Below are 25,072 nucleotides of genomic sequence, written 5' to 3'. Positions count from 1 at the left end.
ACCCCGCCGGTATCGGCCGGCCGCCGCGACAGGCCATAGACGGTCCAGCCGCTGGCCGCGAGATGGGCGGCAAGATTACCGCCGACGATGCCGGTGGCACCAACGACGAGCGCGGTTCCTTTTTGCATGATAGAGCCTCTTGTAGCGATGCAGCAGGAGCTGCTTGAGTGACGTGCCCAGTATCCGGCCTGTGCGACTTGCTACAATCGATAACTTCGCAATTGGTTATTGCATGAAACGCAACGCACTCGATCTCAATGCCCTGCGGCTGCTGCAGACGGTGACCGAAACCGGCAGCTTCACTGCGGCCGCGCAACGAAGCCAGCGCTCGGTATCCGCGGTATCGCGGGAGATCGCCGCGTTCGAACGGGCGCTGGGCCAGCGCCTGTTCTATCGACACACGCGGGCGGTATCGCTTACCGAAGCCGGTCGGCTCTATCTCGACGCGGTGCGGCCTCTGGTCGAACAGATCGATACCGCCACCGAAACGTTGTTCAGCGACGAGGCCGAGCCGGCGGGCGTACTCAGCGTGAATGCACCGGTTGCCTTCGGCCAGCGCCAGCTCATGGCGCTCGTGGGCAGCTTTCAGGCGCGCTATCGCCAGATCCGGGTCGACCTGCGCCTGTCCGACCGCTTCGAGGATCCGGTACGCCGGGCCCACGACGTCACCTTCCGGGTCGGCCAGCCCGCCGACTCCGCTCTGATCGCACGTCCGCTCGCACCGATGCGCTATATCGTCGCCGGCGCGCCGAGCTATCTTTCGCAACACGCCGCGCCGCAAACCCCCACCGACCTGCTCGCCCATGCCTGTCTGCGTTACCAGGGCGACTACGGCCGCCAGCAGTGGTACTGGCGCTCACACGCCGACGCTGCCTATACGCCGCTGACCGTCGATGGCCCTCTCTATAGCGACGACGCTGTCAGCCTGCGTGAAGCCGCGCTGGCGGGCAGCGGCCTCGTGCTCTTCCCAAGCTGGTTGATCGACCGCGAGCTGGCCGCCGGCACGCTCGTACCGCTGCTCGAAGACTGGCAATGGGAAGTCACGCCGCAGCAACGATTGATTTACATGTTGTATGCCGAGCGCGAGCTCGCCCCGCCCAAGACACGAGCCTTCGTCAATCACGTGCTCGAACAGATCGGCGACCCGCCGCTCTGGGATCGCTGGCGGAGCGCAACCCGCTAACGCTTTCCCCTTGCCAGCGGCCGCCAACCAGGCGCGTTGCACGAGCGCGCATGAAAAGCGCCCGCCGCATCTGCCGGCTCCAGAAAAACGCCCGTAACGACAGGCGATGTGTTGCGCGCCATGTATTGCACCGGCGCGTGAAGCATCCTGCTATGATCCTCGGACGGGGCCGGGGACCACGGTATAAGCATGCCGCAGGCATATATCGCCATGGGCGCAGACACAGCGTCTTCTTTAGGCGCATGGGCGCTGTGGCTGAAAATTCTAACCGCGGGCGCGACTTTGGCGTTGACCGCGGTGCTGGTCGTGCTGACGCTGTCGTTATACAAGCGTCGCGACCAGTATGCGCCGACCGCCCTGCATTTCACGATCGCAAATTTCTTTGCCGCCGGCTATATCGTGGCCGATACCGTAGTCATCGTCGCGACGATGCTGGCTCGGGACGATGTGGTACAGCTCGCCTACCGCACTGCCATCGCCGTACTCCCGCTCGCGCTGGCGGCTTATTTCTTCGTTTACCGCTGCATGACGCAAGAGGGCTGGCCCGCGCGCCGGCTGCTCGTCGGGGTCTACGGCGTTGGTCTGTGTGCTGCCCTGTTGCCGTGGTTCGACAACGCCTATCTGGTGGTGGCCAGCGAACAGCTCACGATTACCCGGGCCAACATATTTCTCGACTACGGCGCGGGCGCGGCGCCCTTCTTCGCGGGCTGTCTGGCCGTGTTTGCCGTCGTCAGCTACCGCATATTGCGGCACGCCCCGGCCCGCAAGAGTGCGGGCATCTCGCTAGTAACCGGTTTCGGATTTGCCGTGTTCCTGCTCTGCGGCATACACGACGCCTTGCGTGAACTCGGCCTGTCGCTGCTGCCCATGGATACGCTGGCGCTGGCCGCCGTGCTGTTTCAGACCTTTGCCTGTGCGGTGATGGTCTGGCACTACTCGGTGACCCTCGGCGAGCAGCGCAGCCAATACGCCCAGCTCAGGTCTGTCACCGACCGCGCCAATCGCGACGCGCTGTCGGGCCTTTATAACCGCTGCTACCTTGAAGACTATATGGCCCGCGGGGGCGCGCAAGCTCGCGGCGGCCTGCTTTTCGTTGACCTCGATCACTTCAAGAAGATCAACGACGACTACGGCCATACAACCGGCGACCGGCTGATCCAGACGGTGGCCCAGTGTATGCGCGAGGCCACGCGCGAACGCGATATCGTGTGCCGCTGGGGCGGCGACGAGTTCCTGGTGCTGCTCGAGCTCGGGGCCGAGAACGATGCCACCAATCCGGCCATCGAGCGTCTCGTGCGGGCCCTCGACCAGACCCGTATCGATGGTATAGACGGCCTCAAGCTGAGCGCCAGCATGGGCTATGCGGAATTCGAGAAGGGCCAGTGGCGCGAAGCCCTGAATCGGGCAGACGTCGCCCTCTACGAGGCAAAGCGTGGCGGTCGCTGCCGGGTGAGTATCGCCAGTTAATTTCGCGGCCTGGTTACCGGCCTTTCCCCGCTTGCCAGCCCGGGCCACATGCGGCCTGCTAAACCACAGGGCAGACTGCAACATACCGGCAACGGACATTTCTAGCAGCAAACCAGGGAGCGCCGGCCGTGATTATCACCAGGGGAGCACGCATGCGGCCGATCAAGCCCAGCCAACCTGACGAGCAGGGCATTGGCAACACGAACTCGTTGCCGAATGTCGCTTGGCCGGCGAACATTCGGCGGCCGGCACGAGCATACGCATGAACGCCCCGATCGGTCCGGACGACTCGCTATCCTTTCACCGGCATCGGCGCGCGTTGCTGCTGGTGCTGCTCGCGTTTACCGCGCTGTTCGGCATTTTTTTCATCGTCATCAACTTCTTCGCCGGCAAATACATGTTGATGGCCGTCGAAGTCGCCGTCTCGACCTTTGCGCTGGCTCTGCTACCCGTCGTCCGGCGTACGCCACGTCTTCAACGCTGGTCTGTGGGGTATCTGATCGTACTGTATAGCGGTGTGAGCTATGCGCTGATCACGCCCGAAACCTCGGTATCGGTCTTCGGCTGGGTTCTACTCATGCCCGTGGTTGCGCATCTGTTGATCGGGCGTTTGTGGGGCGGCGTGCTATGCGCGGTATTCGTGCCGCTGGCAGCGGCGATCTTCATCTGGCGTTTCGGTACCGATCCGGTATTTGCCAATCCTGGATCGATCGCGAACATGGTTACGATCACCTGCTGTAGCTATCTGTTGTCGTACGTATACGAAGGCAGTCGGGGCGAGGCCGAACGCCGCCTGCGGCGTATGGCCTCGACGGATGCCCTGACCGGTTTGCCTAATCGCATCCGCCTTGAACAGATCTATGCGCGCCATATGACCGCCACCCGACTGCCAATGGCCATGCTCATGGTCGATCTTGATCACTTCAAACGCATTAACGACAACCATGGCCACCGGGCCGGCGATAAAGTATTACGCGCCGTAGCCAAGACCATGAAAGGACAGATGCGCGATGCCGATTTCGTCTTTCGGCTCGGTGGCGAAGAGTTCTGCATCCTGTTGCCCGACACGGATTTTTGCGCCGCGCGCCAGCTCGCAGAACGCACCCGCACCGCCATCGAAGCGCTTGCGTGTCACGATTGCGAGGTGGTGTTGCGCTTGACCGCGAGTATCGGTATTGCCGTCAGCCGCGACGCCGATGAGCCGCTTGATAACCTGCTCCACGCGGCCGATCAGAATCTCTACCGCGCCAAGCTCGGCGGGCGCAACCAAGTCATCGGTTGAGCGGTACGTCGCGAGTCGGCACGTTGCAGAACGGCTGCACTCCAGCTTGCGAATCGGCCTGTGGCAACGTAGAAATAGCACGTCTATTCGCTTGCGAGCCGGTCGTAGCCCATGAGTTATCGTATCGAAATCGACAGCGCCGATGGCCGTATCGACGCCCATGTTTTTACGCCCGCCGATGCGCCTGGCGCCCTGCCCGCGGTCATCCTCCTCACCGACATCGGCGGACTGCGCCCCTGCTATCACGAGAAGGCCCAGATCGTGGCCGACGGCGGTTATGCGGTGCTCCTGCCCAACGTCTATTATCGCCATGGCCACGGTGCGGTAGTTCCCGAAGGCAAGTCTTTTCGCGATGAAGACGTCCGTCCCACGCTGTTCGAATACGCCGCCCAGCTGACCCCTGCAGCACAACGCCAGGACTTTGCCGCTTGGCTATCAGCCGTCGACGACGCCCCCGAGTTCGATTCGGCTACCGTGGGTGTTGTGGGCTACTGCATGACCGGCGCCTTCGCCCTGCGCATGGCGGCCTGGCACCCGGAACGCATCACCGCGGCCGCGGGTTTCCACTCCGCGAATCTTGCCAAGGCAGACGATCCGGACAGCCCCATTCACGACGTGGAATCGATTCAGGCACAGCTATATTTCGGGCATGCCGACGGCGATACGTTGTTGCCACCCGACCAGATCGCACGGCTCGACCAGGCCCTGGCCGAAGCCGGCGTGCATTTCTGTACCGAACTCTACAAAGGCGCCGGCCACGGCTATACCGCAAAGGATGCGCCCGTCTACGACGCCCGTGCCGATGCCCGTCATTTCAAACGGCTATTGACCCTGTTCGAAGAATGTCTGGGCACGACCGCCTAGAACTTGCCGTGGCAAGGCTGGGCAGGCGCAATTGCGGGGCGTTCTTGAATCGAATCATATTGCGCACAATATTCATCCACGAATAACTCAGAAACAGGATCACGACATGGCAGTAGACAAGGTTCTTTATCGGGCCCAGGCCACGGCGACAGGCGGACGCGACGGCCGAGCAACGGGCGCCGACAACGAGTTCGATCTCAAACTGGATACACCGAAAGCGCTGGGCGGCGCCGGCGGCGACGGCACCAATCCCGAGCAGCTGTTCGCGGCCGGTTACTCGGCCTGCTTCATTGGCGCGATGAAGGTGGTGGCCGGCAAACAGAAAGTGTCACTGCCCAAGGACACGAGCGTGACCGGCGACGTGGGCATCGGGCCCTCCGGCGAGGCCTTCGGCATTGAGGTCACACTCAATATCTCGCTGCCGGGCATGGACAAGGGTGAAGCCGACAAGCTGGTCGAGGCGGCCCATCAGGTCTGCCCCTATTCCAACGCCACGCGCGGCAATATTGACGTCACGCTCGACGTTCAGGTCTAGCTCAGCCGACGTCAATACAATACGCGGTAAACGTGCGTCGCCGATGACGACGCGCGCCCCGGGCGGTTCGCGATCCACGAGCCGCCCGTTTTGTTACGTATTGTGCAGCGTGCGAAATCGCGCGATGATACGTTTTGAACTATCTGACCCGAATACGGAATATCCGGCTTCTTTGACGTTCAGTCATGGATGAAGCGATGAAAACGCACGCCTTTGCTCGTTCCCGAAATATCGCCGCGCTGTCGTTGACGGTGGTCGGCGCGCTTGCCGCGGGCACCTGGTGGTACGGTCAGCAGTCACAGGAGCCGGCCGTTCACGCGCCGCAGGGCTGGAGTGCTTCGCAACCGGGGCCGGTCGAACGGTCAGAACCCGCGGTCACAACGCCCGCGCCCAGCCCGGTGACAGAAATGACGCTGCGCCTCGACGGCGCGAATCGCCTCGTCGAGCATGAGCCTGCGCCGTCCCGGAAGACAGCAAAGCCTGCGCCCGCGGCCAAGAGCGTGGATGCTCAAACCAGCGACGCGTTTGTCGAGAACGACCCAAACGAGACACTGGACCTGAACGTCCAGAACGCATTCGACGCGCCCGATCATGCGGCGCGCGCTCAGGCCGCAGCCGCGACCACCAGGACCCGGCCCAACCCGCTGGATGTAAGCCAGTTTCAGAAGCAGGCGCCGGAAGTCGAAAGCTATAACCTGTTCAAGTCCGAATACGGCCTGCGTGGCTTCATGAAGCAGAACTGGATCAACCAGCGCGTCGCCCTGCTGGGTGGGCTTGGCCTGAATGACGACCGGCTGATCGAAAACGAAGACGACGACTTTCGCGACGATATCGCCTTCGGGATGGGGCTGATCGTCGCCTTTTAGGCGTGCTGTGATCGGCGCGCCCAGCCCGGCCCGAAAGCGCAGCGCGCGCGCCCGTTTCTACCGGCCCACGGCGGGCCCTCAGCGCTGAGCAGGCTGCGCGGACGTGAATAGCCGCAGCCCGATATACGCCATTGTCGACCCGCCCGAGGCCAGGCACATCACCGCGGCCATGGCCACGGCATCGCCGCCGAACGCGCCCACCGCCCAGGTCGCCACCGCGCCGCAGGAAAACTGCACCACTCCGAACAGTGCCGAGGCCGCACCCGCTGCATCCGGCGCCAGATCGAGCAAACCCGCAACCGTATTTGCGCCGGCCACACCGACCGTGGATAGCAGGAAAAACAAGGGTATCGCCACGCCCCAGAAGCCGCCGAATCCGGTCAGCGTGGTCGCCAGAAGCACCAGCGAACAGGCCATCGTGTTCAGCACGGCCACGCCCAGCAGCATGCGATAGCCGAGAAACATCACCAGCCGGCCGTTGCTGGCGGTGCCGATGAGCATGGCGAAGACATTGGCCCCGAAATAAAAGCCGAACAGGGATTCGTCGATCCCGAACTGTTCGATATAGACGAACGAACTGGCCGCGACGTACGAGAACAGCGCCCCGAACATCAGCCCGCCGCACAATAGAAACAGCGCGATCGGGCCGCGCCTGAGCAGCGCGAGGTATCCCGTGTACTGGGCCAGCAGGCTGCGATCGCGGATACGCCGCTGCGGCGGATGCGATTCCCCCAGCAGCACCGTCAACGCGACCAGACACATCAGCGCGTAAACGCAGAGCAGCCAGAAAATCCCCTGCCAGGCGGCGAATTTGAGCACCAGCCCACCCACAATGGGGGCCAGCAACGGCGCGGTGGCCATCACCATTACCACGAACGACATCACGCTCGCCGCCTTCGAGCCGTGGAAACGATCTCGTACGATCGCCCGCGACATGACCGGGCCGGCCGCCGCGCCAAAGCCCTGAACGGCACGCGCGGCAATGAGCATGCCGACCGACTCCGACAGGGCACAGGCGACGGAGGCGACCAGATACAGGCCGAGGCCGAAATACAGTATCGGCCGCCGCCCGTAGCGATCGGAGAGCGGACCGTAGGTCAACTGGCCGGCCGCCAGACCCAGGAAGAATAGACTCAGGCTGTACTGTACGTACGCCGGATCGACCGCGAACTCTCGAGCCAGGCCCGGCATCGCCGGCAGGTACATATCGATCGACAACGGCGTAACCGCGGTCAGCATGCCGAGTACGGCAATGAATACGAAATATGCCGCGCGGCTTTCGAGGGACGTGGCCATGCAGGCGGCTCCTTGGGATGCGGGGCGCCGGCAGCGCCGCAGGCGCGGCGGCAGGGTCAGCCCGCTGGGGCGCGCCGGATTATTAACCCGGCCCTAAAATAGATTATTCAATCGTTGATTTTTCGGGTGGATATCACGCGTGTGCGACAGCACACGCGCCACGGCCAACGGTCGTGAAGCCATTGGACGAAACGACGAACAGCGGCCGGCCTTTCGTTCCACGGCATTGGAAACTGCTGACGCAGTCAGCGGTTTCGGTGCCGGGCCAATAGGGCCGCGGCATTATGCCAGCCGGCATCGATGACGGCCACGGCCTCGCCCGGGCCATCCATGCCCGGATGCAGGCGCGTCAATACCCGCGCGGGCGGCATTTCCAGCGCGAGTTCGTAGCCGGCTTCGTGCACGATGCGCGCGCTGGCCGCCCAGTGCACGGTGCGCGCCATGTTGTAGATCAGATCGTCGCGAATATCGGCACCACGCCAGAGCCGGCGCCGCCGGTTCGCACTGAAATAGGCACAACTCGGGGCATTGAATACCGTATCGGCCGCCGCCTCGGCCAGGCGCTGCGCCGGGGCCTGGAGCAATTCGCAGTGCGACGGCACGGCCATGTCCAGGCGCTGTACGTGTGCGGCGCCCCGTTCGGTGGCTTTATCGGCCAGGCGTTCCAGCCCGGCGTCGCCGCCCGCGACCACGATCTGGGTATCGCTGTTGATGTTGCCGATATACAGCGGCGCGTCGTCACGATAGAGCTCGGCAATCAGTGCCCGAACCGTTGTTTCGTCGAGGCCGATCACCGCGCTCATGCCGTAGCCCTGCGGATAAGCCTCGGCCATGAGCCGACCGCGCAGGGCAACCAGGCGCAGCGCATCGGCATAGTCGATCGCGCCGGCGATCACGGCCGCGGGCCAGGCCCCGATCGAAAGCCCCATCACCGCGTCGGGCGCGCCTGCCTCGGCGACAAGATGCCGGGCCGCAGCAACGCCGGCAACGGTCAGAGCCAGTTGGACCGATTCCGTGCCGGCCAGCGCATCGTCCGTATCCAGCGCCGCCACTTCGCATTCCAGAACATCCGCACTTTCGGCCAATGTATCGCGCACTGCCATACTACCCGGCAGTTCTGCGAGCATGCCGGCGCGTTGGGCGCCCTGGCCGGCAAAGGTAAATACGACGCCCATGGCAATCAGCCCGCGGCCGTGTACGAGGCCCGCTGGTGGGGCACGGACTCTGCCCAGGGGTCGGCACAAAGAAAGGGCCCTTGATCACTTTTGACCAGCACCTTGTCGTGGTCGCCCGCCCAGTCGGCCAGTGCCACCCCGCCGGACGGCGTTTCCATCTGAATATCGCAGCGCGCCGCGAGCGCGGCCAGCGAGGCGACGATCCGGGCCGCATCGCGGCGGGTGAGCCGTTGCGGCAGCCGCAGCAGCACATCGATATCCGACGCGGCATGGCAGCTGGCTTCGCCGGTGGCGAGCTCGTAGCCGACGGCGCCGGTCAATCCCCAGCACTGGCCGTGCGCGTCCAGCGCGGCGGCCAGCGCCGGCAGTGCCGCGAGCGCCGGGATGGCCCGTCGGCGTTCTGCCGTGGGCTGTTCGATAACCGCCGCGCACTGCTCCGGCGTCACGGTTTTCATTACCTGTTCTGTGGCGATGGTCGTGGCGAAACGTTGATTGCGCTGCGCACCGCGTACGCCCACCGGCAGGCGGTCGCAAACGCGTGGCGCGCGCCGCACCACGAACGGTCCACCCCGGGCAACAATTGGGTTGGCCCAGGCCGGCGCATCATCGCCCGCGCGCTGCTCCACGCACCACAGCAGATCGTGCGGACGCGCCATCCCCTGGCTGGGCACCGCTTCGCTGTAACCGGACAACGCGCGGGATTTCAATCGCCGCTCCACTGCGCACGCAGGCGCTCGCGCACTTTCACCGACGCCGCCCGACCGTCGGCGTGCAGCCGCGCTGCCAAGCTGAAATCCTCGCCGATGTCGGCCAGCGCCCGTTCCAGGGTCTGGCGTATCCGGTCCAGATCCTCACCGCTTGGCCGGTCGGCATCGGCGACCGACACCCGGGCGAACAACAGGCCCAGGCGATCGAAGCTGGCGATGTCGTAAGCCATGGGCGTGATCGTTTCGGCCAGCTGTTCCACGCCTTCGACGGTACGCTGGGTGATTCGGGCGGCGGCTTGTTTGCCCATGGCATGAACCTGCACGCCGGCATCGTCGAGCGCGATCAATCGATTGGCCTGATAGCCATGGGCCAGAAACGCACCCGACATGGCCTTGCCCACGATCAGCGCGAGCACCGGATGGCCGGCCTCGCGGGCCACGGCATAGGCCTCGGCCGCGGCGGCCAGCGCCTGATGGATGCCGAAGGCTTCCTCGCTGCGCCCGTAGGCCTGGCTGGGCACATCGATGACCGCGACGATGGCGCGCTTTTGCGCTGCGCCGGCGTCGGCGGCCACGACCTGCCTGACCGCCTGGGCCAGCGCCCAGCCTTCGACCAGACCGACTTCACCGCCGCGCGCCCGCGGATAGGCGTTGTCGGCATCGGGCACGACCGCGATATAGCGCGCGCTGCGCTCGTCGATCGCGCCATCGACGACCTGCACGCTGGCCGGAAAGCCCGCAACGCGGGCGGCATTGTCGGTAAGCGCGGCGAGCCATGCCGCGCCCCGCGAGCCCTGCTCTTGTGTACTCATGACGGATCTCCCGAGCCGTGAATTTCCTGCGCCATGACCTCGCGCGCCCATGCGGCGTCGGCGCGGCGCTGGGTATCCAGAGCGCGCAGCCTTTCCAGATGCGCGTCCACCGCCTGGGTGCGAGCCAGATCGCCCACCGGTCGCGCCACCGCGTTGGCGACGGCGGCACGAATTTCGGCGCTGTCGTCGTCGCAGAGCGTATCCACGAAATGCGTGGCATGGCGCTGCGCGCCGCCGGTCAGGCTCCAGATCATGGGCCGATCGCGGGAGTCGAATTCGTCGACGCCGGCCTCCTGTTCTATGACCTGCGGGCCGTTGAGCCCCAGCCGGGCTTCGCGGGTGGCGATCAGCGTCGAGCACAGCCCGGCCGCGATCGACATGCCGCCGAAACAGCCCACCGGCCCGCTGATCACGCCAACCACCGGCACATGCTCACGCAGGGCAACGATCGCGGCATGGATTTCGGCAATCGCCGCAAGTCCGCAGTTGGCTTCCTGCAGGCGCACGCCGCCGGTTTCGAACAAAATTACCGGCACGACAGGGGTCTTGGCGCGTGCATCTTCGAGTGCGAGCTCCAGCGCGCCGGCGATCTTCGCCCCGCCGACCTCGCCCATCGAGCCGCCCTGAAACGCCGGTTCAATCGCGGCAACCACGACGACCACGCCGTCGATGGTGCCGCGGGCAATGACCACACCGTCGTCGGCCTGGGTCACGATGTCCTGCAGGGGCAGCCAGGGGGAACTCAGGCGTTCGAAGGGGTCGAGCAGTTCCCGCAGGCTGCCGGCGTCGACTAGATACTGCACCCGCTGGCGGGCGCTCTTTTCGACGAAGCTTTCGCGTTGCAATAGGTCTGCGCTGTCCATCATGTCCTCCCGGCGCTGGCGGCCTGTTCCATGGCCTGGGCGATACGCAGCCGCACCACCGCCGGCGTGGCGCCGAAGTCGTTGATCTCGAGCGCGACCGCCGGCTGATCGGCATCGGCGAAGATGCGATCGATCACCGCTGTCCATATATCGTTCACGCCGTCGACCGACGTGGTGATCGCTACCGTCGAACGCCCGTTTTGGGCCGGCTCCAGCAGCACTTCCAGATCGCCGGAGCCGACCACGCCGGCCAGCGCCCGCTTCGCGGCCGGGCCACCGGCCGGATAATCAAGCGATAAGCGTTGCATATTCATTCTCCTGGGCGGATTGTTCGCCATTGCAGCGCAGCGGCCAGTCGCGACCGGCCGCGTTTTCCAGTGCGTCGATAAGCAGAGTGGCCGAGAGTAGATCGGCGCTGCCGCCCGGCGAGGCATTCATAGATAATAGCTCGCCATCGAAGCGCGCGAGTTCGCGTGCCCCGGCCCGCGTGCCCGCGCCGCCGCGCTCGATAATCGTTGCCGCCCCGCCCTGCACGCGCAGCAGACCGGCACGCCCGGCCCGGCTGAGCACGCAGGTATCGTCGAGCACGGTCATGATGGCGAGCAGCGCATTCAGTCGGGCGACGCGTTCGCTGCAGCCCGCCTTTCTTGCCCGACGCAGCATGGCCAAGCCGGCTTCGCGTATCGGCGGGAAACCGCGACAGGCCTCGCCGCGCGCGCCGGCGACCTGATAACGCTGTACGGCGCGCTGGCCGTTCGAGCGACGCGCCGGCGATACGGCCGGATCGTCGATGCCGGCCATTGCCGCCACTTCTGCCAACAGCGTATCCGCATGCCATCGACTCGGGCGGCGTGCCGCGGCCGACACGATCAGTCCCAGACACCAGATGGCACCGCGATGGGTATTGACGCCGTCGGTGGCAAGCATCATGCGTGCTTCGCTTTCGCGGCCAAGCAGGCCGAGCTCGGCACGCAGCGTGGCCGGGTCGTGTTCTTCGATGGAGGCAGCTGCCATGTCGTAAAACCCCACTTCGAGCGCATCCACCGAGGCATGCATGAGGGCGCGATTCATGTCCCGATGCGCGCCGCTGCCGCGGCGGTCCACCAGCCCCGGCTTGGGGGTGAGGTCCACTTCCGCGCGCAGCGCGTCGCTGGCCGCGCGCGCCAGCACGCCGGCCAGCGTATCGACACGTACCGATGCGCCTGTCGTTGCGATCGTCATCACCAGCTCCGAAAACGCGCCGGCGGCTCGTACAGCCCGCCGGACCAGTCGACCAGATCCGCGATGCTGCTTGCCGCGAGCTGCGAACGCGTGGCTTCGGTACGGCTCACGCCCAGATCCTCGGGCGTACGGACCTTGCCCTGCTCGCGTAAACGTTTGGTCGTGGCTGCGTCGGCGCTTAGACCCAGCGGCGTGACGCCGGCGACCGCCGCGATCATCGCCCGTCGTTCGTCCAGCGATTCGGCCATGTAGAGATAGGCCAGGCCTTCTTCGGTGAGCAGATGGGTGGTGTCGTCGCCATAGACCATGACCGGCGCCAGATCCAGGCCGGCTTTCTCGGCCACGGTGACCGCGTCGAGGCGGTCCACGAACGTCGGTTTCAAACCCGCCTGGAAGGTTTCGACCATCTGCACCACCAGCTTGCGCCCGCGCGCCATCGGGTCGGTGCTGGGGGCGAGATCGGCCCAGGCCGGCGTGGCATGGCGACGCCCGCGCGCGTCGCAGCCCAGATTGGGGGCGCCGCCGAAGCCGGATACCCGCGACGTGGTGACCGTCGAGGAGTTCCCGTCGCCGTCCATTTGCAGCGTGGAGCCGATGAACATATCCGCGGCATAGTGGCCGGCAAGCTGACAGAACGCCCGATTGGAACGCAGCGAGCCATCCGCGCCGGTGAAGAACACGTCCGGCCGGGCCGCGACATAGTTTTCCATGCCCAGTTCGGTGCCGAAGCAGTGCACCGTTTCCACCCAGCCGGATTCGATCGCCGGAATAAGCGTGGGGTGGGGATTGAGCACCCAGTTCTTCACGATCTTGCCGCGCAGACCGAGTTTTTCGCCATAGGTCGGCAACAACAGTTCGATGGCCGCGGTATTGAAGCCGATGCCGTGGTTGAGCGACTGCACGCCGTGCTCGGCATAGATGCCCTTGAGCGCCATCATCGCCATGAAGATCTGGACGTCGGTGATATGGCGCGGGTCGCGGGTGAACAGCGGCTCGATATAGAACGGCTTGTCGGCCTGTACGACCACGTCCACCCAGGAGCCAGGGATATCGACACGGTCGAGCTGCGATACGTCGTCGACGATGTCGTTGGCCTGGGCGATGACGATACCGCCCGAGAAGGCCGCGGCTTCCACCAGCGCCGGCGTGTCTTCGGTCGAGGGCCCGGTATAGAGATTGCCGTCGCGGTCGGCCTTGAAGGCGGCGGTAAGCACGACCTTGGGGATCAGGTCCACGAACAGGCGCGCATACAGTTCGATATAGGTATGGATTGCACCCACCTCGATCGTGCCGTCCATCATCAGCGCGCCGATACGATGGCTCTGGGTGCCGGAAAAAGCGAAGTCCAGTTTGCGCGCGATGCCTTTTTCGAACACCGCCAGATGCTCGGGCCGGCCGACGCTGGGCTGGATCATGTGCAGATCGTGGATGCGCTCGGGGTCGAGCTCCGCCAGCGCCCGCGACAGGAAATCGGCCTGCTTCTGGTTGTTGCCCTCCGCGATCACCCGATCGCCCGGCGCGATGAGCGCATACAGGGCATCGGTGATGCGCTCGGCCGGCAGCTGTTTGCCGGTGAGCCACGGCGCAACCTGCCCGATGCGGGCCTGCTTGTCGTCGCGGCGCGTTGTCCATTGGCGTTGTGTCATAAGGGGTCCTGGCTTGCGCGGAGCACGCTCACGTTAGAATGCGCTACGCACCGGTTCAATAAACCTGTTGTTTGCTTCGTTAACGTGGAACGGCAACGTCTCGGGGAATACCTGTGAGCAGCGATGAAATCACTCTGCGCAAACTCGAGATCTTTCTCGTGTTCATGCGCGAACGCCATCTGGCGCGGGCCGCAGAGGCCTTGTCGTTGTCCAGCGTGTCGGTGCACAAGGCCATCCATTCGCTGGAAGCCGCCGTGGGCTGTCCGCTGTTCGCCCACCGCAGCCGCTCGCTCGAGCCGCTGGATTCGGCCTTCGTGCTCGAACGCCACGCCAGCGACATCATCGAACGCATCCAGCGCAGCGTGGACGATACCCGCTCGGCGGCCGGCATCTCGCCCAGCATCTTTCGTATCGGCTCGCTCTACTCGCTCACCGTTGCCGTGGTGCCGCGCATCATCAACGCGCTCAAGGCCGAGGTGCCGGACTGCGATATCGAGCTGGTACTGGGCTCCAACGCCGATCTCGAAGACAAGCTTCAGGCCGGCGATATCGACGCGGCGCTGATCTGCGTGCACGAGCTGAGCCGGCGTCGACATCGCATCGTCAAGACGCTGTTCGACGACGAAATCCATCTTGCCCAGGCCGCCGATGCCAAGTCCGCGGGCGATGCGCCGGTCGACCTGCGCCGCTACGACGGCGAGCCTTTCGTGATGCTGTCGCAGGAGTTTTCTACCGGACGCGACAGCTATCGCATGTTTCTGGAGGCCGGCATTACGCCTCGCGTAGCCCTGCGGGCCAACGACATATTCACGCTCACGAGCCTGGTCAAGGGCGGCGTGGGCCACGCCCTGCTGCCCAAACGCATCGACGACATCTACCCCGGCGCGCTGGCCTTCTCGCCTGTCGTCGAGAATCAGCGCGTCACCCAGACCATCGGCCTGTGCTATCTGAAGTCGCGGCGCGCGGATGAACGCATCGCGGCCCTCGAAAAGGCCGCGATCGCGGTCACCGGCTAGCACGCCCGCCTTAGCCGCCGAGCAGCGCACGCACCACCAGATACAGCACCGACGGCCCCAGCAGACAGCCCAGCCCGGTGTAGAAGGTCGCGGTCATCGCGCCGTAGGGCACCAGGCGCGCATCGGTGGCCGCCAGGCCGCCAGCCACGCCGCTGGTCGTGCCCATCATGCCGCCGAAAACGAGAGCGGCCGACGGATTGTTGAGCGATATCGAACGCGCCACGGCCGGCGTGATGATCATCACCGAGATGGACTTCACCAGCCCGATGGCGATAGAGAGCGCGATCAGGTCGGAGCTGGCACCGATCGCGCTGCCGGTCACCGGGCCGACGATATAGGTCGCCGCCCCCGCGCCGATCGTGGTGACCGATACCGGGTCGGTATAGCCGAACGCATAGGCAATGGCCCCACCCAGCGCAAACGGCATGATGATGCCTACGAACAAGGCGACCACGCCGTTGAGGCCGGCCTTGCGCAGCTCCTCCACGTCGACGCCGAAGGCCGTGGCGACGATGGCGAAATCGCGCAGCATCGAGCCGCCCATCAACCCAAGGCCGGAAAACAGGGCCACGTCGGCCAGCCCGTCTTCGCCGCCGGTCGCCACCCCGCCGATATAGGACAACACCAGCCCGGCCGCGATGGCGATCGCGGAGCCGTGAATCCGCCCGCCGGTGAGGTGCTTGGATACGAGATTGCAGACCAGCATCAGCAGGCCCACCGCCGCAAAAGCGGTAATCAGGCCGTTGCTGGTGAATACGTCAACGAGGCGTTCATGCATCGCGATCACCCCGCTCGGTTTCGATATCGTCCAGGGCCACCGCATACTTGCCCTGGCCCAGACGCGCAATGACCGGTACCAGCGCAAAGCTCACGGCCACCACGGCCAGGCCGCCCACCAGAGCGACCGGGCCACCGGTGACCGCGCCCACCACGTTCTGGCTGGCCGCCATGGCCACCACGATCGGGATATACAGCGAACTCCAGAATTCGACGCCGCGCCGCGACGAGGTATCCAGGCAACCGGCTTTCTGTAGCCGGTAAACCACGAACACCAGCAGCAACATCGCAAGGCCTACGCCGCCGACGTTCGAACTCACGCCGATGGCCATGCCGATGAGCTCGCCGATGATATTGCCCGCGAGCATGCAGGCGGCCAGCAACGCCACACCATAAATGATCATGGCTCCTCCTCTCGTTGTGTCATTTTCGTTGTACGACGAGTGAACGACAGCCGCGTGCGCCCAATCAACGAATACTGTGTTAAGCGTCTTAGCCTGAATATAAATGCCTCGCTGAATCAGGCGCTTGGAAGACCGTACCTACGACGATGGTCATAGGAAATACGCGCATTCGAGGCGATACCCGACGGTCGTTCGCCACGCCAACGCGTGGAATCAACGGTTCGGTATCACGCCGACAGGGGCTGCCGCCCATGAGCCGATCCGCCCCGGGCGCGGGCACGCAGTCTTTATCGGGGGCACCGGGCTTGGGGATTCGGTTCGGGGGATTCGGCCCTGGCGATATCGGCTTTCAGCACAGCAATAAAGATTGGCGCTGTGGCCAGCCTGGATGACGATCTTCGGTTGGCGACGAGAAGATGGCGCAGATGCGGCCGTGCCTCCGCCCGCGCTGGGCGCGACGCCGATGGTGCGCTGCGCTTATCCGGCCGAGAGGAAACGAGCTATTGGCTGCCTTCATCGCGTCGGGCGGCTCGGGGCACAGGCGGGGCACAGGCTTTTAGCCGGCCCACGGCGCTCTGCGGCGCGATACCCGGCACCGGCATCGCGGCTTGAAGCCGAAGCACGATGGCACGTCTGCCTGGGCCACACCACCCTGGCCTTGCGAAACGCATTAATTACGCGCAAGAAAAAGGCCGCTCGATGAGCGGCCTTTTTGCAGACTGGTGGAGCCGGGCGGAATCGAACCGCCGACCTTCGCATTGCGAACGCGACGCTCTCCCAACTGAGCTACGGCCCCAGATTCTGTGCCCGCATCCCTGCGAGCGAGCGGCGTATGATAGCAGGCTTATGCCTGTTGCCAACCCCCTTTTTTCTGCAAAGCCGCAAAGCCCGCCACGAGCGGATTTCGCGATCTGGGTGTTCGCCAAGACGCCGATCGTCGGCCAGTGCAAGACGCGCCTGGCGCGCCAGCTCGGTAACGTACGCGCGACGCGGCTGTATCGCGCGATGCTTGAACACGCGGTGGCCCGTGCCTGTGCCCTGGCGCCCGGCCGGGTGACGCTGGCCTGTTCACCAAGCCCGCGCCACCCCATGTTTGTACGTCTGGCCGCGCGTTATGGCGTCACACGACGGCGCCAGGCCAATGGGCCTCTCGGCTATCGCATGGCCCAGGGCGTACGTCAGGCCCTGCAAATGAGCGACCGGGTGATCCTCATGGGCACCGATCAACCTGAGCTTGAAGGTTCTTGGCTGGATCAGGCCCTCGCGCAGCTCAGGCACGGCCACAGCGCATGGCTAGCGCCCACACACGACGGCGGTTACTGGGCGATCGGGCTATGCCGGGCCAACGCCCGCGTTTTCCGTGGACCGGCGTGGAGTACCTCGCGGGTGGCGCGAACTACCCGAACGCGCGCTCTGGCTCTGGGGCTCGATCTCGAGCGCCTGCCCGCGCGCCGGGATATCGACGAGGGCCGGGATTGGCATCAGCTATCGCGGGGGCTGCGCGCCCCGCTGGCACGGGCGGCGAGCATGCCGGGGCTCGGAGCGCCCGGACCTTCTTACGATCCGGGCGAATAGCCGCCGCGCCACGCAGGCACGGCACGGCACAGGAGGCGCTCTTAGCCGGCTTCGGCGGCGCCGTTGCCGGCGCTGGCCTGGCGCACGCTACGGAAATAACGATCCAGCCATTCGTTCAGGTCGGTAAACATTTGCGCAATTTCCTGCTCGCCCGGTGCCTCGTCGGCGTTATCGAGTTCCACCGTGATCACCGGGATGCCCTGCATACGCGATGCATAGTTGCCCAGCGAACCGGGATAGACGCCCAGGCGATGCAGATTCAGGCTCCCCATCTTGCGCGGCGCGGGAAAGTCGCCGTCGTAGTCGAGCAGGCCGTACGGCGCATGCAGCGAGATGATCACATCCGGCTTGAACTCGCGAACCTGCTCGGCCAGCCACTTGTTTTCCGGCTCGCTGCCCGCGCTTTCACCCGGGAAACGACGTTTTTCGAAGCCGACGCGGCGCCAGTAATCGCGAGACTCCTTGGCCCAGCCGGCGGTGGGCAGATTGCGGTTGAGATCGACACCGTTGGCGTTCACACGCGTCGGCGGCTCGTGGAAAAGACCGTCCGGGTTGAGCACCGGCGCAACCTGCCACGCATACGGCGTGCCCTTGTCGGCGATGATGTTCATCCAGCTGAATACCGTGCCGACCGAACTGAGTTCATCGCCGTGGGTGGCGGCAATCAGCAGAACCCGCCCCGACTGGGATTGCTGCTTGGAGGGCTCGATCTTGCGCATCACCAGCGGGCGGCCGTTAACCGACTTGTGGCCCGAGTCCGCGAAAGCGCCGGACATGCAGTCCGAGGTATCCACACCGTCCACGCGCTCGGCAAGCTCGCGACACCAGCCGGCCACCACATCGCTCGGCGGCATGTTCGCGCCGGCGAGCTGGACGATGCCCTGACGGCCGATGAACTGCAGATTGGGCATGAACTGCGGTGGCTCGGGCTCGGGCGCCGACTCGTTGGCGGCCATCTGGTCATCGCCCGGTTCTTGTGGACTCTCGATGCGGGCGTCGGCAGAGGATTCCACCACCTCCTTGTCGGGCTGGTTCTGTGCCACCTGTTCCGGCGCGCTGGCCTCCGGCTCGGAGCCCTCATCGGAGAAATTATAGGTGACCAGTACGGTGACCAGTGCCACCAGCACCATGCTGCCGATCCACCCGGCGACGAGCACCTTGGGATTCGGATTCGCGCCGCCCTGGGCGCTGCCCTTTTTCTTGAAAGATCCGTTAGCCATGACAGTCAGCCGTGCCGGCTTTGTGCGGTCACCGTATCCTGCGCAAGCGCATCGGTGAGGAAATCAAATGCGTCATCGACCGAGTCTGCCCGATAGAACAGGTCGATGTCGCGCTCTGCTATCAGCCCCATTTCCACGAACACATCGAAATCGATGAGTCGATCCCAGAACTTCTTACCATAGAGTACAACCGGGATACGCGGCTGTTTGCCGGTCTGTATCAGTGTGAGCATCTCGAACAGTTCGTCCATGGTGCCGAAGCCGCCCGGAAATATGATCAGCGCCTTGGCGACGTTCATGAACCAGAACTTGCGCATGAAGAAGTATTTGAACTCGAAGTTCAGCTCATCGCTGATATACGCGTTCGCCCCCTGCTCATGCGGCAGCTCGATATTGTAGCCCATCGACAGATCGCGGTTGACGTCCGCCGCCCCCCGATTGGCCGCTTCCATGATGCCCGGCCCACCGCCGGTACACACATAGTAATGGGAATCGGCGTCGTGTGTCTGCATGGTCCAGCGCGTCATTCGCGCTGCCAGCTCGCGGGCTTCTGCATAGAAGTCCACGGTATCGTCGACCGGATCGGGTTCGATCGGACGCAGACGCGCCGAGCCCCAGAATATCAACGCACGATGCACATTGAGTTCTTTCAACCGCGCTCTGGGTTCGAGATATTCGGAGAGAAGGCGCAGCGAGCGCGCCTCATCGCTGAGCATGAACTCAGCGTCTTCATAGGCCTTGGTCATTCAAACCCCGGTGAGGTCAAATCGTCGTGTGCCGGATTCGGCGCTCGCGCGAGTATATCAGCGTGAAAACGGCCGCCGGCGATCTGTGCTGACATGAATCAATTCGTCATGTTTCAAACGATGGTTGAATTGTTTGCGATCGGACCTATAACAGGACGTAATACTAGGCACAGCCATCGCAATCGCTGTGCCGCACCAGTCAAAGAGGGATAGCACCACATGCGAATGGACAAACTCACCAGCAAGCTCCAAAGCGCTCTCGGCGAGGCCCAGAGCCTGGCCGTGGGCCGTGACCACAACGAAATCCAGCCGGTGCACGTCCTGCTGGCGCTGCTCGATACCGAAGGTGGCACCGTGCGCCCGCTGCTCGACGGCGCCGGGCTGGACGTGCGCGACCTGCGTAACCGCCTGCTCAAGGCGCTCGACGATCTGCCCACCGTGGGCCAGGCCACAGGCGACGTGGGCGCGAGCCAGGCGCTGGTGCGCGTACTCAACCTGTCGGACAAGCTGGCCCAGAAGCGCGGCGATTCGTTCATCTCCAGCGAGCTGTTCGTGCTCGCCGCGCTCGAGGACAAGTCCGAAGCCGGCACCATCCTCAAGAACGCCGGTGCCACCCGCGACAAGCTGACCGCACAGATCGACAAGATCCGCGGCGGCGAAAACGTCGACGATGCCAACGCCGAGGAGCAGCGCGGCGCGCTCGACAAATACACCATCGACCTCACCGAGCGCGCCGAACAGGGCAAGCTCGACCCGGTGATCGGCCGCGACGAGGAAATCCGCCGCGTGATCCAGGTGCTTTCGCGCCGCACGAAGAACAACCCGACCCTGGTCGGCGAGCCGGGCGTGGGCAAGACCGCCATCGTCGAAGGGCTGGCCCAGCGCATCATCAATGGCGAAGTGCCGGAATCGCTGCGCGACAAGCGCGTGCTGGTACTCGACCTCGGCGGCATGATTGCCGGCGCCAAATACCGCGGCGAATTCGAGGACCGTCTCAAGGGCGTGCTCTCCGACCTGTCCAAGCAGGAAGGCCGGATCATCCTGTTCATCGACGAGATCCATACGCTGGTGGGCGCCGGCAAGGCCGAAGGCTCGATGGATGCGGGCAACATGCTCAAACCCGCCCTGGCCCGTGGCGAGCTGCACTGCATCGGCGCGACCACGCTCAACGAATACCGCGAGAACATCGAAAAGGACGCGGCTCTGGAACGTCGCTTCCAGAAGGTGATGGTCGACGAGCCGGATCTGGAAGACACCATCGCCATCCTGCGCGGGCTCAAGGAACGCTACGAAGTCCACCACGGCGTGGATATCACCGACGGTGCGATCATCGCCGCGGCCAAGCTGTCGCAGCGCTATATCACCGATCGCAAGCTGCCCGACAAGGCCATCGACCTGATCGACGAGGCGGCCTCGAAGATCCGTATCGAGATCGATTCCAAGCCCGAAGAGCTGGACCGGCTGGATCGTCGTCTCATCCAGCTCAAGATCGAGAAACAGGCGCTGTCCAAGGAATCCGACGAGGGTTCCAAGAGCCGGCTGGATAAGCTCGACGAGGAAATCGACGAGCTCGAACGCGAGTATTCCGATCTGGAAGAAATCTGGAAATCGGAGAAAGCGTCGGTTGCCGGTGCCGCCAACAAACGCGAAGAACTCGAGCAGGCCAAGAAGGAACTCGAGGCGGCCCAGCGCGCCCGCGATTTCGACCGCATGTCCGAGCTGCAGTACGGGCGTATCCCGCAGCTCGAACGCGAACTGGCCGAAGCCCAGGCAGCCGAGGAAAAACCGGCGGCCACCAAGCTGTTGCGCAACAACGTCACGGACGAAGAAGTCGCCGAGATCGTGTCACGCTGGACCGGCATCCCGGTCAATCGCATGCTCGAAGCCGAGCGTGACAAGCTGCTGCGCATGGAAGACTCGCTGCACGAACGGGTGATCGGCCAGGACGAAGCGGTCGCGGCGGTATCCGACGCCATCCGGCGTTCGCGCTCGGGATTGTCGGACCCGAACCGGCCGATCGGCTCGTTTTTGTTCCTCGGCCCGACCGGCGTGGGCAAGACCGAGCTGTGCAAGTCGATTGCCACCTTCCTGTTCGACAGCGAATCGGCGATGGTGCGTATCGATATGTCCGAGTTCATGGAAAAACACTCGGTCGCGCGCCTGATCGGTGCGCCGCCGGGCTATGTGGGCTATGAACAGGGCGGTTATCTCACCGAGGCCGTACGCCGTAAGCCCTATTCCGTGATCCTGCTCGACGAAGTCGAGAAGGCGCATCACGATGTGTTCAACATCCTGTTGCAGGTGCTCGACGACGGGCGGCTTACCGACGGTCAGGGACGCACGGTGGACTTTCGTAATACCGTGATCGTGATGACCTCGAATCTGGGCAGCCAGCTCATTCAGGAGCTGTCCGACACCAGCTACGACACCATGCGCGAATCGGTGATGGAAGTCGTTGCCCAGCACTTCCGGCCCGAATTCATCAACCGTATCGACGAGTCGGTGGTATTCCACCCGCTCGGCCAGAGCGAAATCCGTTCGATCGCCAGAATCCAGATGCGCGAACTGCATCAGCGCCTGGCGGAACGCGAACTCACGCTCGAGGTCAGCGATGCCGCGCTCGACAAGCTCGCCGAAGCCGGTTTCGACCCGGTATACGGCGCACGCCCGCTCAAGCGATCGATCCAGACGCTGGTGGAAAACCCGCTCGCCAAGCGAATACTGTCCGGCGAGTTCGTGGCCGGCGATACGGTCAAGGTCGATCTCGGCGAGGACACCGCGCTGCATTTCGACAAGGCCGCGTAACGAAGGCGGCCAAGCCGAACTCACCCGCGCCTACGGTTGTAGCGCGGGTGAGTTTTTCATGCAGGCCGTTTTACCTAGCGCCAGGCCGAGAACGCCAGTGTCCCTCTGACAGCAGCCGCGTGGGGCCCGGTCACAGTTCGGCGATCGTTTCCCGCATGCGCTTGCGCATCTGAGCATCAGGGAGTTTGCCGTAGCCGGCATGCATGTTATCGCGCAGGTGTTTCGGGTCGCTGGTGGCCGGGATCACGGCGGTGACGCTTTCGTTGGCAAGCACGTATTTGAGCGCGAACTGGGCCCAGGAGAAGCAGTCAAACTCCTTCGCGTACTCGGGCAGCGCCTGGCCCCGGGTCTGGCCGAATATGCGGCCGTCGTTGAAGGCGCGGTTCACCAGCACCGCAATGCCGTGGTCGGCGGCCAACGGCAGCAGTCGTTTTTCGGCATCGGGCGTGATGATCGAATAGTTGAACTGGACAAAGTCCATGTCCTTGGTCGCCATCTGGTGCTCCAGCTCGTCGAAGGCGCTGGTCAGATAATGGGTGATGCCGATATAGCGCACCCGCCCCTCTTCCTTGAGTTGTTTGAGCGTCGCCCACTGGTTGTCCAGACCAATGAAATTGTGGATCTGCAGCAGATCGATCGGCTCGCCCAGCGCATCGATGGAGGCACGAAACTGGTCCAGCGTCTGCTCGCGACTGCGCTTGCGCACCTTGGTGGCCATGAACAGCTGGTCGCGCACGCCGGTTTGCCGGGCGATATCGCCGATATTGGTTTCGGCGTTGCCATAGGACGGCGAGGTATCGACCAGCGTGCCGCCCATGGCCACGAACTCCTTCATCACCTCGGCCAGGTCCGCCTGCGTGGCGGGGTCGCGGGTTTCGAAGGAACCGGACGAGCCCATGCCGATAACCGGAATCTTTTCGCCGGTGGCCGGGATTGCGCGTTGGCGCATGGCCTGGTCGGCGGCTTCGGCCTCGATCTGTGCAGCCAGCGAAAGCTGCCAGGGCATCGCAGCCAGGCCGGCCCCGGCCACGCCATAGCCGAGCACGCGACGACGGCTGAACGGCTTGTCGAATATCGAATCATCTCGGCTCATAGTCCACCTCGGTGCGGTTGGTTTGGGGTGTGTTCGTGGTTTGCCTGTTCGCGGGCACGGCGTGCGCGCCCGAGCATGAGGCCGCATAGCGCCCAGAGCGTTGCCAACGGTACCGCGGCGAAGGCCAGCGCCGACAGGCCGAGCCCGACGGCCGATAAACCGGTGAAAAGCCAGCCGCTGGCTGCATCGCCGCCGCGATAGACGACGGTGTCGATGAAGTTCTTGGCCTTGTACTTGTCTTCGCTGCTGACCACCGAAAACAGCATTTCGCGGGCCGGCTTCGTGATTGCATAGTTGCCGGCACGCCGCGCCACCTGGAAGACCACCAGCACCGCGAGCGTGGGCGCCACGCCCAGCGCACCGAAGCCGGCCGCGACCGCGACGGGAATCATGGCCAGGGCGATCGGCAGGCCCAGCCAGGCCACCAGGCGCGCCGTGGCAAAGAACTGTAGTGCCAGGGTCAGGCTGTTGGTGGCAAGGTCCATCGCCGCGAACACCTGGGTACGCTGTGCGCTGTCGTCGAAGGCGTTCTCGACGATGCGTGCCTGTTCGAAATACAAGAACGTGGACAGCGCCGAATAGAAAACGATGAACACACAGATGCCGAGCAGGTACGGCGAGCGGGCCACATGGGTCGCGCCGGCCCATACGCTTTCACTGCGCACGCGCGCGGCGGGCGGCGCGCCGCTGCGACCACCGGTGCACTGCATGACCTGCAGCGCACAGACCACCGCCGCAATCAGCAGCGCCGCCGACAAAGGCAACAGATTGACCGGCCCGAGGTATTCGACCAGCAGCGTGGTCAGGCCCGGGCCGGCGATGGCGCCGAGACTGCCGCCCGCCGCAATCAGGCCGAACAGACGCAGCGCCTGGGCCTGGTCGAACATGTCGTTCATCACGCTCCAGAACAGCGAAATAACGAACAGGTTGAATACGCTCACCCATACGAAGAACGCGCGCGCGACCCAGGTGGGCGCGACCTCGGCGCGCAGCAACAAGAAGAACACCAGCAGGTTGACGACGAAAAAACCATAGCTGGCGATCACCACGCCGCGTCGGGAAAAGCGCGCCACGGCCCAGCCAAAGGCCGGCACCACCGCCAGCATGAGCAGGAACGTGGCCGAGAACACCCAGGCCAGCGCGTCTACCCCGCCCTGGATGCCCATCTCATCGCGCAGCGGGCGCAGGATGTAGTAGCCGCACAGCAGGCAGAAGAAATAGGCAAACGACCAGGCCACCGGCCCGAATTCGCCGCGCTCGAGCTTGAGGGCCCGTGCAAGCCGGCGGGTCATATCTTTGCCTGCTGAGAGAAGGTGTTGTGCATACCGCCTGCCGCGATTGAAAGCATTAGTAATAGACCTTACCTAGGGAAGCTCTGCACAACCTGTCACGGTCGCGCCGGCGTGCTTTGCGCGTGATTGACAGACAAGTGAGAGCGTAGCGTGCCCAAGCCAATAACAAGTGGCACGGTAGCGAACACTGACGCCGATCAAGCGCGCGCAAAGCCCCGGCCCGCAAG

24 protein-coding genes and 1 tRNA gene are annotated in these 25,072 nt (G+C 64.4%); 9 read left to right on the top strand and 16 right to left on the bottom strand.

Annotated elements, in window-relative coordinates:
- Positions 1–128, bottom strand: a 128-nt coding sequence (locus tag ABNU97_RS11275; protein WP_348766807.1) for an NAD-dependent epimerase/dehydratase family protein, incomplete at its 3' end; no start/stop codon positions are given.
- Positions 129–232: 104 nt separating this feature from the next.
- On the opposite strand from ABNU97_RS11275, the gene ABNU97_RS11270 reads away from it, so the two are divergent.
- The 6 genes from ABNU97_RS11270 to ABNU97_RS11245 all read left to right on the top strand — a co-directional run bounded on the left by ABNU97_RS11270 (position 233) and on the right by ABNU97_RS11245 (position 6,197).
- Entirely contained in the window at positions 233–1,183 is a 951-nt protein-coding gene (locus tag ABNU97_RS11270; protein ID WP_348766805.1) for a LysR family transcriptional regulator, read from the top strand.
- Positions 1,184–1,372: 189 nt separating this feature from the next.
- Positions 1,373–2,650: a GGDEF domain-containing protein gene (locus ABNU97_RS11265; protein ID WP_348766804.1), complete on the top strand. Its 1,278-nt coding sequence runs from the start codon at positions 1,373–1,375 to the stop codon at positions 2,648–2,650.
- A gap of 262 nt (positions 2,651–2,912) precedes the next feature.
- A complete protein-coding gene (locus ABNU97_RS11260; RefSeq protein WP_348766803.1) occupies positions 2,913–3,932 on the top strand; it encodes a GGDEF domain-containing protein in 1,020 nt (339 codons plus the stop codon).
- Between the two features lie 111 nt (positions 3,933–4,043).
- Positions 4,044–4,796: a dienelactone hydrolase family protein gene (locus ABNU97_RS11255; RefSeq protein ID WP_348766802.1), complete on the top strand. Its 753-nt coding sequence runs from the start codon at positions 4,044–4,046 to the stop codon at positions 4,794–4,796.
- Positions 4,797–4,902: 106 nt separating this feature from the next.
- Positions 4,903–5,331 carry an organic hydroperoxide resistance protein gene (locus ABNU97_RS11250; RefSeq protein WP_348766801.1) on the top strand — a complete coding sequence of 143 codons (429 nt, stop codon included), beginning with the start codon at positions 4,903–4,905 and terminating at the stop codon, positions 5,329–5,331.
- 185 nt (positions 5,332–5,516) lie between these two features.
- Positions 5,517–6,197, top strand: a complete 681-nt coding sequence (locus ABNU97_RS11245; protein WP_348766800.1) for a hypothetical protein — start codon at positions 5,517–5,519, stop codon at positions 6,195–6,197.
- 78 nt (positions 6,198–6,275) lie between these two features.
- Here the strand turns inward: ABNU97_RS11245 and ABNU97_RS11240 are convergent, their stop codons facing one another.
- The 8 genes from ABNU97_RS11240 to mdcA form a co-directional block, all read right to left on the bottom strand.
- Positions 6,276–7,493, bottom strand: a complete 1,218-nt coding sequence (locus tag ABNU97_RS11240) for a Bcr/CflA family multidrug efflux MFS transporter (protein ID WP_348766799.1) — start codon at positions 7,491–7,493, stop codon at positions 6,276–6,278.
- A gap of 245 nt (positions 7,494–7,738) precedes the next feature.
- On the bottom strand, positions 7,739–8,668 hold the full coding sequence (locus ABNU97_RS11235) for an acyltransferase domain-containing protein (protein WP_348766798.1): 930 nt from the start codon (positions 8,666–8,668) through the stop codon (positions 7,739–7,741).
- A 5-nt stretch (positions 8,669–8,673) separates the two neighbouring features.
- Positions 8,674–9,375, bottom strand: a complete 702-nt coding sequence (locus tag ABNU97_RS11230; RefSeq protein ID WP_348766797.1) for a malonate decarboxylase holo-ACP synthase — start codon at positions 9,373–9,375, stop codon at positions 8,674–8,676.
- A complete protein-coding gene (mdcE, locus tag ABNU97_RS11225) occupies positions 9,372–10,187 on the bottom strand; it encodes a biotin-independent malonate decarboxylase subunit gamma (protein WP_348766796.1) in 816 nt (271 codons plus the stop codon). Before mdcE ends, ABNU97_RS11230 begins: the two co-directional genes overlap by 4 nt.
- Positions 10,184–11,053, bottom strand: a complete 870-nt coding sequence (locus ABNU97_RS11220) for a biotin-independent malonate decarboxylase subunit beta (protein ID WP_348766795.1) — start codon at positions 11,051–11,053, stop codon at positions 10,184–10,186. Before ABNU97_RS11220 ends, mdcE begins: the two co-directional genes overlap by 4 nt.
- The gene (locus ABNU97_RS11215; RefSeq protein WP_348766794.1) at positions 11,050–11,358 is read right to left on the bottom strand and encodes a malonate decarboxylase subunit delta; all 309 of its coding nucleotides are present in this window, start codon (positions 11,356–11,358) and stop codon (positions 11,050–11,052) included. The genes ABNU97_RS11220 and ABNU97_RS11215 overlap by 4 nt, the downstream gene beginning before the upstream one ends.
- A complete protein-coding gene (locus ABNU97_RS11210) occupies positions 11,339–12,271 on the bottom strand; it encodes a triphosphoribosyl-dephospho-CoA synthase (RefSeq protein WP_348766793.1) in 933 nt (310 codons plus the stop codon). Before ABNU97_RS11210 ends, ABNU97_RS11215 begins: the two co-directional genes overlap by 20 nt.
- Positions 12,271–13,917 (bottom strand): malonate decarboxylase subunit alpha, encoded by a 1,647-nt coding sequence (gene mdcA, locus ABNU97_RS11205; RefSeq protein WP_348766792.1) that lies wholly within the window; start codon positions 13,915–13,917, stop codon positions 12,271–12,273. The genes ABNU97_RS11210 and mdcA overlap by 1 nt, the downstream gene beginning before the upstream one ends.
- A gap of 113 nt (positions 13,918–14,030) precedes the next feature.
- On the opposite strand from mdcA, the gene ABNU97_RS11200 reads away from it, so the two are divergent.
- Positions 14,031–14,933, top strand: a complete 903-nt coding sequence (locus ABNU97_RS11200; protein ID WP_348766791.1) for a LysR family transcriptional regulator — start codon at positions 14,031–14,033, stop codon at positions 14,931–14,933.
- Between the two features lie 10 nt (positions 14,934–14,943).
- On the opposite strand, the gene madM is transcribed toward ABNU97_RS11200, so the two are convergent.
- The 3 genes from madM to ABNU97_RS11185 all read right to left on the bottom strand — a co-directional run bounded on the left by madM (position 14,944) and on the right by ABNU97_RS11185 (position 16,910).
- Positions 14,944–15,711, bottom strand: a complete 768-nt coding sequence (madM, locus tag ABNU97_RS11195; protein WP_293624041.1) for a malonate transporter subunit MadM — start codon at positions 15,709–15,711, stop codon at positions 14,944–14,946.
- On the bottom strand, positions 15,704–16,114 hold the full coding sequence (gene madL, locus ABNU97_RS11190; protein WP_293624040.1) for a malonate transporter subunit MadL: 411 nt from the start codon (positions 16,112–16,114) through the stop codon (positions 15,704–15,706). Before madL ends, madM begins: the two co-directional genes overlap by 8 nt.
- Positions 16,115–16,834: 720 nt before the next feature.
- Positions 16,835–16,910 (bottom strand) — tRNA-Ala (locus tag ABNU97_RS11185).
- A gap of 50 nt (positions 16,911–16,960) precedes the next feature.
- Here ABNU97_RS11185 and ABNU97_RS11180 point away from each other — a divergent pair.
- The gene (locus ABNU97_RS11180; RefSeq protein ID WP_348766790.1) at positions 16,961–17,689 is read left to right on the top strand and encodes a TIGR04282 family arsenosugar biosynthesis glycosyltransferase; all 729 of its coding nucleotides are present in this window, start codon (positions 16,961–16,963) and stop codon (positions 17,687–17,689) included.
- Positions 17,690–17,730: 41 nt separating this feature from the next.
- Here the strand turns inward: ABNU97_RS11180 and ABNU97_RS11175 are convergent, their stop codons facing one another.
- Both ABNU97_RS11175 and ABNU97_RS11170 read right to left on the bottom strand, forming a co-directional pair.
- Complete coding sequence (locus tag ABNU97_RS11175; RefSeq protein ID WP_348766789.1) at positions 17,731–18,909, bottom strand: M14 family zinc carboxypeptidase; 1,179 nt, start codon at positions 18,907–18,909, stop codon at positions 17,731–17,733.
- Between the two features lie 5 nt (positions 18,910–18,914).
- Positions 18,915–19,655, bottom strand: a complete 741-nt coding sequence (locus tag ABNU97_RS11170; RefSeq protein ID WP_348766788.1) for an LOG family protein — start codon at positions 19,653–19,655, stop codon at positions 18,915–18,917.
- A gap of 225 nt (positions 19,656–19,880) precedes the next feature.
- Here ABNU97_RS11170 and clpB point away from each other — a divergent pair, with 225 nt between their 5' ends.
- Entirely contained in the window at positions 19,881–22,460 is a 2,580-nt protein-coding gene (gene clpB / locus ABNU97_RS11165; protein ID WP_348766806.1) for an ATP-dependent chaperone ClpB, read from the top strand.
- A gap of 130 nt (positions 22,461–22,590) precedes the next feature.
- Here clpB and ABNU97_RS11160 read toward each other — a convergent pair whose 3' ends face one another.
- Together ABNU97_RS11160 and ABNU97_RS11155 are read right to left on the bottom strand one after the other, a co-directional pair.
- Positions 22,591–23,553 (bottom strand): aldo/keto reductase, encoded by a 963-nt coding sequence (locus ABNU97_RS11160; RefSeq protein WP_348766787.1) that lies wholly within the window; start codon positions 23,551–23,553, stop codon positions 22,591–22,593.
- Entirely contained in the window at positions 23,550–24,845 is a 1,296-nt protein-coding gene (locus ABNU97_RS11155) for an MFS transporter (protein ID WP_348766786.1), read from the bottom strand. Before ABNU97_RS11155 ends, ABNU97_RS11160 begins: the two co-directional genes overlap by 4 nt.
- Positions 24,846–25,072 lie beyond the last annotated feature (227 nt).

The sequence above is a fragment of the uncultured Salinisphaera sp. genome, from assembly GCF_964012375.1.
GTDB lineage: Bacteria > Pseudomonadota > Gammaproteobacteria > Nevskiales > Salinisphaeraceae > Salinisphaera.
Note: the sequence above shows the minus strand (reverse complement) of the source record. Positions and strands in the feature narration are given on the sequence as shown.